This window comes from Anaerotruncus sp. AF02-27, from assembly GCF_003465835.1.
In the GTDB taxonomy this organism is placed as follows: Bacteria; Bacillota; Clostridia; order Oscillospirales; family Ruminococcaceae; genus Anaerotruncus; species Anaerotruncus rubiinfantis.
The window spans coordinates 53,170-69,028 of sequence record NZ_QSBX01000004.1 but is presented as its reverse complement, the minus strand read 5'-3'; the positions used below and the strand labels follow the sequence as shown (position 1 = coordinate 69,028).

The 15,859-nt window shown below is 53.8% G+C and carries 15 protein-coding genes; 6 read left to right on the top strand and 9 right to left on the bottom strand.

The genetic code is table 11. The features are described from left to right. The first annotated feature begins 25 nt into the window (after positions 1–25). Positions 26–1,132, top strand: coding sequence for a class B sortase (locus DWV16_RS05285; protein ID WP_158572785.1), 1,107 nt, complete (start codon positions 26–28; stop codon positions 1,130–1,132). Between the two features lie 70 nt (positions 1,133–1,202). Continuing rightward, positions 1,203–1,775 carry a serine acetyltransferase gene (locus DWV16_RS05280; protein ID WP_243007273.1) on the top strand — a complete coding sequence of 191 codons (573 nt, stop codon included), beginning with the start codon at positions 1,203–1,205 and terminating at the stop codon, positions 1,773–1,775. A gap of 43 nt (positions 1,776–1,818) precedes the next feature. On the opposite strand, the gene DWV16_RS05275 is transcribed toward DWV16_RS05280, so the two are convergent. Next, positions 1,819–2,154 carry a helix-turn-helix domain-containing protein gene (locus DWV16_RS05275; RefSeq protein ID WP_118478043.1) on the bottom strand — a complete coding sequence of 112 codons (336 nt, stop codon included), beginning with the start codon at positions 2,152–2,154 and terminating at the stop codon, positions 1,819–1,821. Between the two features lie 184 nt (positions 2,155–2,338). On the opposite strand from DWV16_RS05275, the gene DWV16_RS05270 reads away from it, so the two are divergent. Then, entirely contained in the window at positions 2,339–2,734 is a 396-nt protein-coding gene (locus DWV16_RS05270) for a hypothetical protein (protein ID WP_066452871.1), read from the top strand. 69 nt (positions 2,735–2,803) lie between these two features. On the opposite strand, the gene DWV16_RS05265 is transcribed toward DWV16_RS05270, so the two are convergent. The 8 genes from DWV16_RS05265 to DWV16_RS05230 all read right to left on the bottom strand — a co-directional run bounded on the left by DWV16_RS05265 (position 2,804) and on the right by DWV16_RS05230 (position 9,669). Continuing rightward, positions 2,804–4,048 (bottom strand): TSUP family transporter, encoded by a 1,245-nt coding sequence (locus DWV16_RS05265; RefSeq protein ID WP_079987988.1) that lies wholly within the window; start codon positions 4,046–4,048, stop codon positions 2,804–2,806. Continuing rightward, on the bottom strand, positions 4,045–4,482 hold the full coding sequence (locus DWV16_RS05260; protein WP_243007272.1) for a sulfite exporter TauE/SafE family protein: 438 nt from the start codon (positions 4,480–4,482) through the stop codon (positions 4,045–4,047). Before DWV16_RS05260 ends, DWV16_RS05265 begins: the two co-directional genes overlap by 4 nt. A 34-nt stretch (positions 4,483–4,516) precedes the next feature. Beyond that, positions 4,517–5,149, bottom strand: a complete 633-nt coding sequence (gene upp, locus DWV16_RS05255) for a uracil phosphoribosyltransferase (RefSeq protein WP_066452873.1) — start codon at positions 5,147–5,149, stop codon at positions 4,517–4,519. A gap of 36 nt (positions 5,150–5,185) precedes the next feature. Further along, positions 5,186–5,632 (bottom strand): ribose 5-phosphate isomerase B, encoded by a 447-nt coding sequence (rpiB, locus tag DWV16_RS05250; RefSeq protein ID WP_066452874.1) that lies wholly within the window; start codon positions 5,630–5,632, stop codon positions 5,186–5,188. Positions 5,633–5,653: 21 nt separating this feature from the next. Further along, positions 5,654–6,358, bottom strand: coding sequence for a tRNA (adenosine(37)-N6)-threonylcarbamoyltransferase complex dimerization subunit type 1 TsaB (tsaB, locus tag DWV16_RS05245; RefSeq protein WP_118478041.1), 705 nt, complete (start codon positions 6,356–6,358; stop codon positions 5,654–5,656). Continuing rightward, positions 6,355–6,780 (bottom strand): tRNA (adenosine(37)-N6)-threonylcarbamoyltransferase complex ATPase subunit type 1 TsaE, encoded by a 426-nt coding sequence (gene tsaE, locus DWV16_RS05240; protein ID WP_079987990.1) that lies wholly within the window; start codon positions 6,778–6,780, stop codon positions 6,355–6,357. Before tsaE ends, tsaB begins: the two co-directional genes overlap by 4 nt. Positions 6,781–6,845: 65 nt before the next feature. Further along, positions 6,846–8,513, bottom strand: a complete 1,668-nt coding sequence (locus tag DWV16_RS05235; RefSeq protein WP_066452876.1) for a formate--tetrahydrofolate ligase — start codon at positions 8,511–8,513, stop codon at positions 6,846–6,848. A gap of 22 nt (positions 8,514–8,535) precedes the next feature. Further along, a complete protein-coding gene (locus tag DWV16_RS05230) occupies positions 8,536–9,669 on the bottom strand; it encodes an FtsW/RodA/SpoVE family cell cycle protein (protein ID WP_118478039.1) in 1,134 nt (377 codons plus the stop codon). Between the two features lie 464 nt (positions 9,670–10,133). Between DWV16_RS05230 and DWV16_RS05220 the strand changes: the two genes are divergently transcribed. The 3 genes from DWV16_RS05220 to DWV16_RS05210 all read left to right on the top strand — a co-directional run bounded on the left by DWV16_RS05220 (position 10,134) and on the right by DWV16_RS05210 (position 15,696). Continuing rightward, positions 10,134–11,603 carry a GntR family transcriptional regulator gene (locus DWV16_RS05220; protein ID WP_118478035.1) on the top strand — a complete coding sequence of 490 codons (1,470 nt, stop codon included), beginning with the start codon at positions 10,134–10,136 and terminating at the stop codon, positions 11,601–11,603. 74 nt (positions 11,604–11,677) lie between these two features. Continuing rightward, positions 11,678–13,810 carry an ATP-binding protein gene (locus DWV16_RS05215; RefSeq protein ID WP_118478033.1) on the top strand — a complete coding sequence of 711 codons (2,133 nt, stop codon included), beginning with the start codon at positions 11,678–11,680 and terminating at the stop codon, positions 13,808–13,810. A 14-nt stretch (positions 13,811–13,824) separates the two neighbouring features. Continuing rightward, the gene (locus tag DWV16_RS05210) at positions 13,825–15,696 is read left to right on the top strand and encodes an extracellular solute-binding protein (RefSeq protein WP_118478031.1); all 1,872 of its coding nucleotides are present in this window, start codon (positions 13,825–13,827) and stop codon (positions 15,694–15,696) included. Positions 15,697–15,859: the final 163 nt, after the last annotated feature.

The window sequence follows — 15,859 nt, the reverse complement described above, 5'->3', positions numbered from 1 at the left end:
GTTCATTTACATAAAGAGGATGGTTATGAACATATTGAAGAAACTTTTACGCGGCATTTATTATTTTTGTGTAGGGGTCAAATCCTCCTGCTGTGACTTTTACGAATGGTACATCGACAACCGAAGCATTCCTGGTTTCCTGCGCAACAAGGTAGCGCTCATCGTGATGGCCCTTGTGATCGTAGGTGCGGGATGGGGGCTTGTAGCGGCGATTGGCAGCGCTTCGAGCGGTGAACGGCATCAGCTGCCGTCCTCTTCCCAACAATCCTCTTCGTCCACAGTTTCCGACAGCGGGGAAAGCAGCGCTTCTGAACCTACTGCGTCCCATGAAGCGCCGTCAGATGCGGATTCAGCCGTTTCGGACGCGTCCTCCGAAGCTGTTCCTGCGCCTTCCGAGAGCACACCCGAAGCAATCGACGCGATGGCCAGTGCTACCCGGTATACCCCATTCACCGCGGAGGAGCTGACCGCCGCGCTTGCCGAACGCGCAAAGAGTTATTATGAGCATCCGGTATTTATCCCGCCGGCAGCGGGCGATATCGCGGGCTGGAAAGAAGTTAACCCAGATGTGGTCGGCTGGATTTCCATCTCGAACACCAACATCAACTACCCGCTGGTCATTGGCCAGTACACCGACTATTATACCCACCGCGGCTATTATAAGGAAGCCAGCCGCAACGGCGTCATCTGGTTCGATTCGGACACCCGTTTTGACGCGCAGGGCAATATCACCTCGACCAACGCGGTGCTTTACGGGCATAACTGGACCAACTGCTGGCGGCCCACCCGGGTCGGCAATCCGAACGATGTGATGTTCGCGCAGCTGGCCGCTTACGACCACGCCGACTTCACCGCCCAGAATCCGTATATCCGGATTGCGACGCTCGGAGGGGAAAGCCTCTATCAGATTTTTGCAGTCTTCTATACCGATCTGAGTTTTGGATACAACTATGCGGAACGTCCTGGCAACGGCATGATGAACATCATCAACACCGCGAAGGCCAAGAGCATCCACAAGCTGGATGTTCCGGTAACCGCATCGGATAAGATTCTGACCCTGTCGACCTGCACACGCGTAATGGGCGCGGGCGACAACCAACGCTTCGTGGTTATGGCCAAGAAGATTTCCTAGCAGGAAAAAACAGCAGAACGGCTCCCGATGCCTGACCGGGAGCCGTTTTTTGAAAAAGGAGGCGGGGACCTTGCTGAAAGAGATGATTTTTGGGCTGCTGCGCCCGTTTTTAACCTTTTATGCCATACTGCGTTACAAAAATATCTGGGGACTCAAACAGCATCTGCAAACCCATCCAGGTAAGCTCATGAAGCTCACCTACCTGCATTACTTTATGCGGCGCGGCAGCTTTGTAGGCCTTTCGAGTGAAATTGCGGGAACACCGTGTTTCCCGCATGGAATTCAGGGCATCTTCATTTCCAATTCCGCAAAACTGGGCAGGGATGTGGTGATCTTCCAGCAGGTGACGATCGGCTCGAATACCCTGCCGGACAGCAAGAACCCCGGCGCGCCGGTGATCGGGGACAATGTCTATATCGGCGCGGGCGCCAAGATCATCGGCGGCATCAGGGTGGGGGACAACTGCCGGATCGGTGCGAACGCGGTGGTTTATACGGATATGCCCGCCAATTCGGTCGCGGTCTGTGCGCCGACCCGGATCCTGCAAAAGGAAAATCTGGACAACACCTACATCACCCGGCTGGACGGGGAGGAATATTATTTTCGCGGCGGCCGGATGCACCGGAGTGAAAAAGCGGAATAAAAGTAAATAATGGGCCGCCAGCGAAAGCTGGCGGCCTATTTTGTCATTTTGCGTTTCGCTGGGAAAGCAGCAGGTCGATGAAACCGTTGATCAGCCGCCGTTCGGAAGGCGAGCAGGTTTCGAGTTTCTGGATGATGTCGCTGCTCAGATATTCCGGGCTGGCGGTGCCGGTTCCAAGCAGGATCTCATCCGGCGTGACCGAAAGCGCGTCACAAAGCTTGACGATGGTTTCAAGGCTTGGGATTGAACGGCAGGTTTCGATATGGGAAATGAAGTTGTTGGTCAGGTCGGCCATTTCCGCAAGTTTTTCTTGGGTAAGGCCGCGCTTTTTTCGGATTTCTGCGATGCGCCTGCCCATCAGATTGTAATCGATCGTCAAATCAATCCCCCCTCAATCAAATTTTACAGGAACTGGGTCTGATAAACACAAAATATAAGTACAATAGTACTTGTATTTATAATTATTCTAAGTTATAATACGATTATACTTTTGGTTATAATCAGAGGAGAGAAAAGACACCGGGAGGAGACTCCCGGCGGGGACAAAATTCGGGAGGCCAAACATGGTGAAATGGAAAAACACACAGCGCGGGCCCTTTTGCCGCGGCATCGGTTTCGCGGTTCTGGCCGCGCTTTTACTGTGTGCGGTGACGGTACAGGCTTCGCTTCCCGATACGTCTTTGTCCGCCGAGAAACGCGAAACGCCGCAAAATAGCTGTGCCGCGCTTTGCTCCATTGACAGTGAACCGGTCCGGCTGGCGGTTTTCTATTCGCGGGAGCGCGCCTCCCGTCCGGACAGCTTTCAGCTGTCGGGTGTTTCACTGGCGGACCGCCCGGACGGGAAGGGCTGGCTGATCGCGGTAAAGTTTTCGGTGCAGGAAGCAGGCGGGATGAGGGTGAACCGGGCGGACTACTATGATTACGATAAAAACGGCGGGAATATCACGCCGCGAGCATAAAAAAAGAGGCTGCCAGTCGATACGCAGCCTCTTTTTGATTCAGGAGAAACACAGGGAAAGAAAAATTTATTATTCAACGACCTTGCCCATGGCTTTGAGCGGATCGACCCATTTTCCATCCGACTTCATGGCGAAATGCAGATGCGGATCGAGGGAAATTTCGCATGGGATATCACCGATTACGCCGATGGCCTGTCCAACCTTGACTTTGTCTCCCTGTTTTACAGTGACATCTTTTGCAAGTCCGCAGTAAACAGAGGTGACGCCGTCCTCATGCAGGATTTCAATGGTCATGCCCCAGAGCGGATCGTCGCGCACAGCGGAAACCTTGCCGTCACTGGCGGCTTTGACCTGGGTGCCTTTGTCCGACTTGATGTCGATGCCGTCGTGGGTGCGCCATTCCTTCAGAGTGACGTTTTTCACAAGCTCACCGTTGCTGTACGGTGCGAAGATCTCTCCAGAGATCGGCAGAACGTAGGAGGAGGGCTGCGGCGCCGGCTGCGCGGCGACCTCTTCGGATTGCTTTTGCTCCTCGGAGGATGCTGCCTGCGAGGACGAAGATGCTGTAGCAGAGGAGGACGAGCTGGACGGCACTTTCACGTCGTTTTGTGCTTTTCCGGCCTCCTCTAAATCGGGGAAACCATATGCGGGCTCCTTGGAAGCAGCCGGGGCCTGTTGTTCGATGATCTGGCTGTTGCTGTCGTCGATTCGGGAAATGGTCTTGTCAACAGCGACCCACGCTGCGGTGCCGGCACCCACAACGCAGATTGCAAGGGCGATGTAAAAGCCTTTGCCAGCCATAAATTTACTGAATTTGCTTTTTGGATTATAGGAATCATTCATAATGTGGTTAACACCTCCGGTATTATTTTGAACGGGCGGGATTGCGTTTATACCATGCCAAACTTTTCTTTTGATCCTTTTTTGTCCATGATTTTCCTTTTTCTTTGCCTTGTCCGGGTCCTTCTGCAAAACCTCCCTTACCCCCACAAAAAACAGCAGGACGGCGAACAGCTTGGAGAGCCACTCGGTTCCGAGGAAGTTTCCAATCCAGACCCCCGCGAATACCATCGGAAGCCCGGCCGCGATCGAGAGCCCCGCAGCCTTCCAGCTGACGAGCTTGTTTTTCGCGTGCAGGATAAGCGACAGCACCGCAATGGGCAGAAAGAAGATCAGGTTGATCCCCTGCGCGGCGAACTGGTCGTAACCACCATAGACTCGCAGGTAGAGCAGCAGGACGGTCCCGGCGCCCATGCCGAGCGAACCGAGCAGCCCGCTTGCCAGCGAGACCACCCCAATAAGCAGCCAGCTCATTGGAAAAGCAGCCGTACGGCCGAATAGAGCACGATTCCCCCAAACACCCGGTGCAGCCAGACCGTTTTGATCTTCGGCAGCAGCCAGGCGCCGATTCCAGCGCCCAGAAGCCCGAGCGGCAGAAACTGTGCGGCGCTCATGAGATCCATGTGGCCGAACGAAAGGTAGAGCATGCTGCTCACGGCCGAAAGCGGCAGGATCACCGCGATCGAAGTGGCGTGGGACTTTTCAGCAGGCAGGCCGTCCTTGTGCAGCATCGGGACGACGACCATGCCGCCGCCCGCGCCAAACAGGCCGTTTAAAAGCCCGGCGGCCGCGCCGGTCAGGAGGAATTTGCACTTCTTCAGGGGGAACACTCCTTTTGCGGAAAAGTTGGCGGTAGAACTCTCAGCAGCATTTTTGCAACAAAAAAAGACGCTGCATGGAACTAGCATTCCATACAGCGCCTCTCTTATGCAGTTTTAAAATTTATTTGGTGCCGAAAATCCGGTCGCCGGCGTCGCCCAGGCCGGGCACGATGTATTTGTTTTCGTTGAGTTTTTCATCCAGCGCACCGCAGTAGATCTGCACATCCGGGTGCTTTGCCGTAAGCGCTTCGATGCCTTCCGGCGCGGCGATGATGCACATGAATTTGATGTTTTTGCAGCCGTGCGCCTTGAGCTGGTCGATCGCGTCAATCGCGGAACCGCCGGTTGCGAGCATCGGATCGAGCACGATGATATCCCGCTCTTCGATATCGGCAGGCAGCTTGCAGTAATATTCAACCGGCTCGCAGGTGTCATGGTCGCGGTACATGCCGATGTGGCCAACCTTCGCAGCGGGGACGAGCTGTAACAGGCCGTCCACCATACCGAGCCCCGCACGCAGGATCGGAACAAACGCAATTTTGCGCCCGGAGATGACATTTGCCTTTGCAATGCAGATCGGGGTCTCGATCTCGACCGTCTTGGTCGGCAGGTCACGGGTAGCTTCATAGCACATGAGCATCGCGACTTCGTTGATCAGCTCGCGGAACTCTTTGGAGCCGGTGTTCTTGTCGCGCAGGAGGGTGACCTTGTGCTGGATCAGCGGATGATCCATAATAAACGGTTTGTTTGCCATAATAAACGTCCCCTTACTTTCATGATTCAGATCGATTTATCGGTTCTCGATCACAGTCAGTTTATCAATGCGGCGCTGATGGCGGCCGCCTTCAAATGGAGTATGTAAAAATACGTCGACCAGTTCGATAGCAAGCCCCGCCCCGACCACACGACCGCCCATACACAGGGCGTTGGCGTCATTGTGGGCGCGGGTATATTTTGCGCTGAAATAATCCGAACAGCAGGCCGCGCGGATACCTTTCACCTTGTTGGCGGCCATCGAAATGCCGATGCCGGTGCCGCAGAAGAGCAGCGCCTTTTCACATTCGCCGGAAACAACCGCGTCGCATGCGGGAAGGGCCATATCCGAATAGTCACAGGAAGCTTCGCTGTAGGTGCCAAAGTCCTTATAAGCGATCTTCTGCTCATCCAGCCAGCGCCGGACCTCCTCCTTGAGGGCAAATCCGCCGTGATCGGCAGCCAAAGCTATCATTGTCTCCATCTCCTAATCCAATCTGCAGTTTTAAGCATTCTTTTGTTTTGCCAGCAGTTCCCGTTCCGCCTGCGGCAAACGCAGGTAGGCAGGGGCCAGCGCATCCGGCGCGACCGTGCCGCCCCGCGCGGCAATCCGCTGCGCGGCTAGCGCCACCGAAGCGGCGCGCGTGAAGCGCGCTGCGGGCGAAACGAGCCCCAGTCCGGGCAACTCGTCTTTGAGAATAGTATAGCACATTTTTGCGCCGTCTCCAACCAGCAAAACACAAGTTCCGAGATTTTTCAGCCGCGTGGAAAGCTCTTTAATGGTGATCGCCTCATCGGGCGCAAGGCGGATGAGCACGCCGTCCTTCCAGCGGAAGAGCGCGGTATAAACCTGTGAGCAGCGCGCGTCGAGCACCGGCGCGACCACGCAGTCCGGCCCGCAGAGGTTCCATGCGAGCGCCTCCAGCGTCGAAACGCCGGCACAGGGCTTTTCCAGCGCGTGTGCCATGCCCTTGACCGCGGAAAGCCCGATGCGCAGCCCGGTGAAGGAGCCCGGCCCTTCGGTGACGGCAAAGAGGCCGATTTCTGAAAGCGCAACGCGGGTCTGCGTAAGCAGGCTCTCGACCATCGGCATGATCGTCTGGGAATGGGTGAGGTTCACATTCCCGTAAAATTCCCCGAGCAGCTTGTCGTCCTCCAGGATGGCGCAGCTTGCCGACTGGGATGAGGTGTCCAGCGCAAGGATTTTCAAAACCGTTCCCCCTCGATGGTGATTTCCCGGGTGTTGTCGTCGATCCGCGCAAGGGTCAGCGCAATCGTCCCGGGCGGCAGCGCCGATTCAATGTTTTCGCTCCATTCGATGAAAAGCACACCGCCCTGGTCGAGATAATCGAAAAATCCAGTGGAGTAGAGCTCGTCGAAGCCGGAGACACGATACATATCGAAATGATAAAGCGGAATATTACCATTTGTATATTCGTGAACCAAAGCAAAAGTGGGGCTGGACACGTCGTCCACAAGCCCCAGTCCGCGAGCCAGTCCGCGTGCAAAGGCGGTTTTGCCCATGCCCATGCCGCCCCGGCAGGCGACGACGTCGCCCGGGCGCAGCTCGGCGGCAAAACCGGCCGCGAATTGTTCGGTTTCAGCGGTGGAATGGCTGGTGAAGGTGATCAATGCGCTGGCCTCCAAAAAATATAAAGTTTTCGCCCGCCTTTTTCAAAAAGCGGCAGGGCGGCGCCTTAGAATAGACCGGAGATGTGCCCGTCCGCGTCGACGTCGATGCCGAAGGCGGCGGGTGCTTTCGGCAGGCCCGGCATGGTCATGATGTCGCCGGTGAGCGCCACAATGAAGCCCGCGCCGGCCGAGAGCCGGATCTCCTTGACGTTGATGGTGAAGCCCTTCGGGCGGCCGAGCTTCGCCGGGTCGTCCGAGAGGGAATACTGGGTCTTGGCCATGCAGACCGGCAGGTCCGCGCAGCCGAGTTTATCAATTTCCGCAATCATCTTTTCCGCGGCGGCGGAGTAATTCACCCCGTCCGCGCCGTAGATTTCCTTGCAGATCGTCTCGATCTTCGCCTTGACCGGCAGCGCCGTGTCATAAAGGGTGTGGAAGTTGGCCGGGTCTTCGCAGGCGTCGATCACCGCTTTCGCAAGCGCGACACCGCCTTCGCCGCCCTTCGCGAACACTTCGGACAGCGCGAACCGGCAGCCGGTCTTGGCGCAGAAATCGGACAGCACCGCGATCTCCTCATCCGTATCGGTCCCGAAGCGGTTGATGGCGACCACGACCGGCACGCCGTATTTCTGCATGTTCTCAACGTGTGCTTCCAGGTTCACAAGCCCTTTTTTGAGCGCTTCCACGTTTGGCTCGGAAACCTGGGATTTCGGCACGCCGCCGTTATATTTGAGCGCACGCATCGTGGCGACCAGTACGATCGCACTTGGCGCGATGCCCGCGAAGCGGCATTTGATGTCGAGGAACTTCTCAGCGCCGAGGTCGGAACCGAAACCCGCCTCAGTGATCGTGTAGTCAGCCAGCTTGAGCGCCAGTTTGGTCGCCCGAATTGAGTTGCAGCCGTGCGCGATGTTTGCAAACGGGCCGCCGTGCATCAGGGCCGGAGTATTTTCGAGCGTCTGCACCAGGTTCGGTTTGAGCGCGTCTTTGAGCAGGGCTGCCATCGCGCCCTGTGCCTGCAGGTCACGGGCGTAGACTGGTTCATTACTATAAGTATAAGCAACAAGAATATTTCCTAAACGTTTTTTCAAATCTTCGAGATCGGATGCCAGACAGAGGATCGCCATGACTTCGGAAGCGACCGTGATCATGAAGCCGTCCTCCCGCGGCACGCCGTTGACTTTGCCGCCAAGACCGACGATGACGTTGCGCAGTGCACGGTCGTTCATATCGAGGCACCGTTTGACCAGAATCCGGCGCTGGTCAATTCCGAGCGAGTTGCCCTGCTGCATATGGTTGTCAAGCAGTGCGCAGAGCAGGTTGTTGGCCGAGGTGATCGCGTGCATGTCACCGGTGAAATGCAGGTTGATGTCCTCCATCGGCACAACCTGTGCATAGCCGCCGCCCGCCGCGCCGCCTTTGATGCCGAATACCGGCCCGAGCGACGGTTCGCGCAGCGCGATAATTGCCTTTTTGCCGAGCTTCTGCATCGCCTGGCCAAGGCCCACGGTGGTGGTGGTTTTGCCCTCGCCTGCCGGAGTGGGATTGATTGCGGTCACAAGCACCAGCTTGCCGTCCGGCTTGTCCGCCAGGCGGGAATAGATGGATTCTGCGAGCTTCGCTTTGTAGCGGCCGTATGGCTCCAGCTCGTCCGGAAGGATTCCGAGCCGCCCGGCAATTTCACTGACCGGCAGCATTTTGGCGCTTTGTGCAATTTCGATATCGCTCTTCATCAGATGACTTCCTTTCCTTCTGCTATTTACTGAATAGATTCTTTAATGTGTGCATATAGACCGACAGCACCAGCCCGATGCCCATATAGGAGGCGAGCACGGACGAACCGCCCGACGAGAGAAACGGCAACGTGATGCCGATGACCGGGAGCAGCGAGAGGCACATGCCGATGTTGACGACCACCTGGAAGGAGATCATTGAAAAGACCCCCACGCAGATGAGCTTGCCCTGAAGGTCCTGCGCCATCTGCGCGTCCGAAAGGACCCGGACGCAGAGCAGCGTGATCACCAACACCACGGCAAGGCTGCCGACAAACCCAAGCGACTCCCCGATAAATGAAAAGATGAAGTCGTTGTGCATTTCCGGTACATACCGGTGGCTGTCGGAAAAAATTCCCTTGCCCCAGACTTTACCCGAACCGATGGCAAGATTGGCCCAGTACTGCTGGTAGTAATCCCCCCGCGGGTCGGCGGCATGCGGCTGCAAAAGGATCAAAAACCGCTGCCGCTGGAAATCACTGAGGATAAAGAACCAGACAAGCGGAAAGGCGGCGATCGCCGCGGCGATTGCCCCAGCGATATATTTCCAGTTAATCCCCGCGGCAAAGACCATTCCGGCAAAGATCACGGCAAACACCAGTGCGGTGCCGTCATCCCCTTGGAAATGGACGAGCAGGATCGGCGCCGCTCCGTGGGCACAGACGGCGAGAATGTTTTGTGGGCGATTTAATTGCTCACGCAGGATGTATAAGTGGTAGGCAAGCGTGAGAATGAAGGAAATCTTGAGAATTTCGGTTGGCTGGAAGGTAAAGCCGCCGGGCAGCACAAACCAGGATTTATCATCCGGACGCAGCTCGGCTCCGACCCCAAAAAAGAAGGTCAGGATCACCAGCAGATAGGCGAGCGGCGCGTGCAGTTTCCACAGGCGGGCCATCTCGTGATAGTCGAGCTTGGAAAGGATGATCGCGGCAATGCCGCCCAGGCCGGTGGCGCCGATCTGGACGAGTATTTTGCGCAGGCCGATGTCGACCAGCCCGGAATAGGCGATCCCACAGATGAGCACGACGCTGAAAGCGGAAAGGGAAAGGCACAAAAACCAGAGCCATTTATCGGTCTGCCGGATATATGAGGCAATGGAACGAAAGAATTTTTTCATATGCAAATGCTTTCCGGCCTGAAGGAATTTCCCTGAGGCCTTGCGGGAGGACTTTTTTGTCGAATGACCAATCCCTATTATATAGAATCCTCCGGCAAATTACAACCGGCAGCCCCTGAAAAAAGCGGAAAACGGGGATGGGATTATCCGCTCCTGAAGGGCGTCCGCTTCCTTGACAGGAGACGGGACAACGCGGGTGAAAACAGATGGAAAAGCGAAAGCTGCTTGGTTAGGCAAAAATCTGCGCGGGACGAATCTTTTTACGCCGCGCATTTCGACATATATCGCCTGGTTAATTGACATTTTCCATTTTTTATGATAAACTTATTTGGTATAGGTACACAGATCGCTGCGCGCAAAAATATATTCGGACAAAGGATGAAACAGCCATTGCTTTTCTGATGGCTCAGCGGATATTTCTTGTCAGTTCCATCTGAAGAAATGTCCTATGAGGTAGAGATAAAATGAAATACGATAAATTTCAATATGACAGAATATTTGAAATTTTAAAGAACAAGATCGAATCCGGCTTGATGCCAAAAGGCACTGCGCTCCCCTCCTATGCCGATCTTTGCAGGGAGTACAAAGTCTCCAATAAAACGATACGCCGTGTGGTAGCAATGCTGATTGAAGCAGGGCTGATTGAGACGAAAGAGCGGCAGCTTTCTGTGGTTATTTTTGATCAGGCAAACCCGGAGAGCAATTCTGCGGACAATTTGGAAAAACCCGATATGCCGGTTATGACAGATATCCTAAAAACAGCGGAAATTCTCTGCTATCCGCTCATATGCCATGGGATTTCTCTGTGCGGCAAGAACGATTGGGATATTCCCGAAAAAATAGTTCGGCAATTGAATCCCAAACAGCCAAAACTCTTTTGGAAAAACTCGAAACGATTCTGGCGGTTTTTTATTGCCAGATGCGAAAATGAGTTAAGCCTTCATGCGGTTGACGCTCTCGGCTTTTTAGAACTGGAATATAGGGAAAGCAATTTTGGATCGCGTGTCGCGTATCAGCGGGCGCTCATCGATTTTATAAACAAAAGCAGAATCGCGACTCCTGCAAGCGATGTGATCAGAAATTTCCTTACAGAGATTCACAGGATTACGATCTCACGGCATGATTTTCAATGTTACGTTCCCGCCGATTCCCCCTTTCGTATCGGTGTTCAGGGCCTTGATAAATGGATGAAAACAGCGGAAGTGCGTTATTCCAGCATATATCTGGATATTCTGGGACTTATTGCTATCGGCTATTATCAGCCTGGAGACAGGCTGCCGTCTCATGCTCAGATGCAGAAACAATACGGCGTCAGTGTGAACACGACTACGCAGGCTGTCCAATGCCTGCAAAAATGGGGAGTTGTGGAAGCAACTCGAGGCAGAGGGATTTTTGTATCTGCCAATATACACGCGTTAAACGAGATCCCTTTGGACCCGCGGTTAATCGCCAGCCACATCAGAAGGTACTTTGAGTGTTTGGAGCTGCTTTCCCTTACGGTGGAAGGGGTAGCTTACCATGTTGCGAATCATGCCTCCCGCGCACAGATGCAGGATTTCATTCGGAATTTGGATGCCGCGAAAAAAAACATGGATTTATATCAGCCAGCGCCGATTATTCTGCTGGAATTTTTGACAGAGCAGATTCCATATGAAGCGCTGCAATCAATCTATCGGATTATACTCAAGAACTATCGAATTGGCCGAAAGATACCGGGACTGATAAACAGCGCCAATGCATCTGGAAAACTTGAGATACACCGCAAATGTGTAGAAGCTGCAAACACACTGCTTGTCGGAGATCAAAGCGCGTTTGCAAAACAAGCCTCGGAAATGTTCGCGTACACCCATCGGCTTATCATTCAAGAGTGCAAAAGACTGGACTACTGGAAAACAGTTAAGGATATCTATGACGGCTCTCAGCTATGGAAATAATTTTTTGGTGAACCCGGAAATATATCTGGTACAAATGTGGCGGGATTCTATGCCGAGGGGGCCGGAGGAACAAAATGAAAAGGGGAATGAACAGCAAAATCAAGAATGCCGGAGCGGAAGTTCTGCTGCGGCTCAGATGGGTGACCATTCTGCTGGCGGTACTTTTCATTTTTGAAACGTTGTTGTTTACCGCTACATATCGTCATTTGAACCAATCCATACAGAACGAGCGTGTCGAATCCATCAGTCAGATGAGCACCCTCATTTCAGAAAAGCTGCTTCTGCTGCGGCAAAATTATGAGGACAAGGTGAGGCAGGCGGCCCTGGTCATAGCGAACAACCATGTTCAATCGCTGGAGCAGGGGCGGGAGCTGCTCTTGGGCTTTGAGAACCTATACCTGCTGGCTGAGGACGGAACCTGCACTTCCCTTTCAGGAGAAAGAATCGTACCGCCCGAGTCGGAAGAAATCAAGAAGCTGAGAACCTCGGACGAAATCCGGACGGATTATTGCACCGTACAGACGAAAGGCGACTTTTGGGTCTTTATGGCTCCTCTGCGCAATGCCGCCATAGATAATAAAAAATTAATCGGCGTTTTAATGCTGGTGGATTCAAACACCTACGCAGAGATCGCAGCAACTGCGCTGTATGAGAATCTGGGAGCTTCCTATGTGGTGAATCAGCAGGGCGTGATTGAGCTGCGGCCAACCAAGGCAACCGCCAACGATTATTTTGGAGGATACAACCTGCTCCACACCCTGCGGGAAAAGAAGGTGGACGAGCAGCAGATACTTGCGCTGCAATGGGGGCTGGAAGAGCGGCAGGAAGTCGAAATTATAGCAAATATAGACGAAGAAACATGGCGGATACAAAGTTTCCCGGAAAGTGGGGGCAACAGCATCGTCATAGTAGTCCCCATTTCGATCACGGCCCGGACAACCTTTGACGCAATGCGCAGTGTGATCATTATGATTGGGCTTACCCTCTCAACCGTGGTGGCTCTGGCTCTGGTCTGGATTTTCTACTATGTGAAAAAGGGACAGCAAAGCGAGCTGGAGCAGGAAAAAACCAGATTGAAAAGCGATTTTATGAACAAAGTATCCCACGATATCAGGACACCGCTGACAGCCGTGATCGGATTAAACGATCTGCTGCTGCACAACGCGGACAAACCGGATATTGTGGTGGACTGTGCGCAAAAGGCGAAACAGTCCGGTGAATATCTTGTCTCCATTATCAATGACGTGTTGGATCTAAGCCGGATCGAAAGCGGAAAGCTGCGGGTTTCGCACACGGCTTTCGATATGAAGGAGCTGCTGGATACCGTTGTCCAGTTGGAAACTTATCCAGCGGGCGAGAAAGCGCTGAACTTCCGTCTGGTTTGTCCGGGTACATTCCACCGAGGTTTTTTGGGAGACGCCGTCCGCATCAAGCAGTGTCTCATCAATTTGATTTCCAATGCCATTAAATTTACGCCCGAGCAGGGAACCGTGACGCTTACATACCGGGAAGTACAGGAAAACGGGAATTACACCAGGGCCCGCTTTATCGTCGAGGACACCGGGATCGGCATGAGTGAAGCGTTTATGCGGCAGATGTTCCATCCCTTTGAGCAGGAAGAATCCTCTCTGATCTCCGCCAATGTGGGCAGCGGCTTGGGTTTGGCGATTGTGCACAGCCTTGTGACACTGATGAACGGCACAATCCAGGCGGAGAGTAAATTGAATCAGGGGAGCAGATTTATCATAGAGCTTCCCCTGGAGAAAACCGCGCTGAGCGAAACCAGCCCGGAAGATGGGCGCAACGGGGAGCTGCCCGCATATTTGCATGGCAAGAGAATCCTGTTGGCAGAGGATAACGAAATCAACCGTGAAATTGTCACAGCGCTTTTGACCGAGCTTGGCTTTGTGATCGACGGGGTGGAAAACGGCGCGGAAGCTGTGGAACGGTTTAAAAACTCCACCATGGGATATTATTCCATCATTTTGATGGATATCCAAATGCCGGTGATGAATGGCCTGGAAGCCGCTGCCGCAATTCGCGGATCGGCCCATATGGACGGACAGAGCATTCCCATTATCGCCCTGTCCGCAAACGCCTTTGAGGAGGATGTGGAGAAATCTCTCGCCTGTGGAATGCAGGCTCATATCAGTAAGCCGATAGAAATTGAGGTTATCAAGAAGTTATTTACCCGATACATACATTAAAGAGGAATTGACATATGAAAACGCTGCGTTTTTTCAGTCTGTTATTGGCGGGCGCCATGCTGCTGGGGTTGGCGGGCTGCGCCAACACGCCGCACAAATCGGAGATAGAGTCGCGTTTCTGCGCGGACAATGAGATTTTGACCTATGAGCCGGTGGATTTTGAGAAAACCGCCGTCACCATCGGCCTATATGCCCCTTGCAGTCTAGGACCGATAGAGCTTGCCATTGAGGCTGAATTCCCCGGCGTTGACGTCGTTGCGCTGAATCAGCCCAGCATTCCCGACATTCAGACGTACGCAAAACATCCCCGCGTTCAAAAGGACTTAACGGATATTATCATTACAGGGTTTGTAAAAGACGCGGCGGTAAGCGGCGAGATTTTTTACGATCTGTCTGCGGAGGATTTTACCTCCCGGTATAATCAATCCGTTCTGAACGATTTAAGCTCCGACGGGAGGCTCTATCAGCTCCCGATCAATAACTCGGTGCAGGGCATCTTTTACAACAAAAGCCTGTTCGAGGCGCACGGCTGGGAAATCCCGCAGACAATCGATGAATTTTACGCCCTGTGCGATGAAATTTCCGCGCAGGGAATCCGTCCCTTTGTCCCCTGCTTTAAGTACTCCATGGATGGGGTCGGGCTGGGATTTGGCAATCGCGCCGTCTTTTCCACCATGGAAAAGCGGGAGCAGTATGACCTGTTCTGCAATGGTCAAGCCTCCTGCAAAGGCTTGCTGGAACCGTATTTTGCAGTGCACAAAACGCTCTATGACCGCGGCATCGTGGTGGAGGACGACTTCTCCTCCAGCCTGACACAAAACCGACGCGCCCTCTACGCGGGTGAGATCGCCATGCTGCCGGAACAGTTGACGATGTTTTCCCTGTACGAGGACGAACAGCCGGCGTGTGAGATCGACTTTTTCGGCTACCCATCCGATATTCCCGGGGAGCGGTGGATGCAGATGTCGCCGGGGCGCAGTATGGCGTTGTCGAAATTATCCATGGAGGATCCTGATAAAAAGCAGATCCTGCTGGACATCTTTGCGTTCCTCAGCACCAATGAGGGACAGGAAGCCTTGCTGGAAGTCTTTTCGGGTCTGAGCAGCGTGAAATCCGCCCAGGCAAACTTGAGAGAAGAATTTTGGGACATACAAAACTGTATTGAAAACGGGCGGATCTTTTTTGCGGACAAAATTGGAAACGATCTTCATAACCAAACGATGAAGGCATACTTGGAAGGCAAGCTGACCCTGGAGCAGGTCATTGCTGAAACGGATGCTCTGATTAAAAATATTTCAGCCGCCCAGAAGCCGGAGGAGTCCATCGGAACCGCCACCGAGGACTTTACCATCCTGGAGACCAGCAGCTTTATTGCCGACGCCATGCGCAACGCAACCGGGGCGGAGATCGCCCTCATCCCCCACTGTGTTTACTACAAAGGAAATTTTGCGAAATTCTATGAGGGCGACGTGACCATGCTGTACCGCTTTTATCTGCGGGGGCTGGGCGCCGAGGACTATCTGACCACCTATGAAATCACCGGGGAAAACCTGAAGGCGCTTATGGAACATCCGATCATCAACGGCGAAGAAATAAACGCCATGTATGCATTTTCCGGCCTCGCGATGGAATACGCCCCCTGGCGTGATCAAAACGAAAACGTCATAAAACTGACTTTGGCGGACGGCAGTGAAATTGAAGATACGAAGCGCTACACCGTCGCCGCCTGGGCGACCTCCATTGATGAATCCTATATCGCTTCTGCTCTGGCTGTCCACAGCGAGCTTGGCAAAAACATTGATCTGGTCACTTCCGCCGTCAAACAGGAAGAAACCATCTCTCCTGCGAAGGATGGCCGGCTTACCCTGGTGTGGGATCGTGATTAGACGGTTTTAAAGCCCGTCCGGGTTTCGGGAGTCGTGTTCCCTTACTGTCCTGCTGGGACGGATTCACCCCATCGGCAGACTGTTTGAAAAGCATGCCCAGGGCATCAATCGCGCCACAGCAATCGGTATCGGCCCAATCAGGTCCATCCATAAATGCGTCACC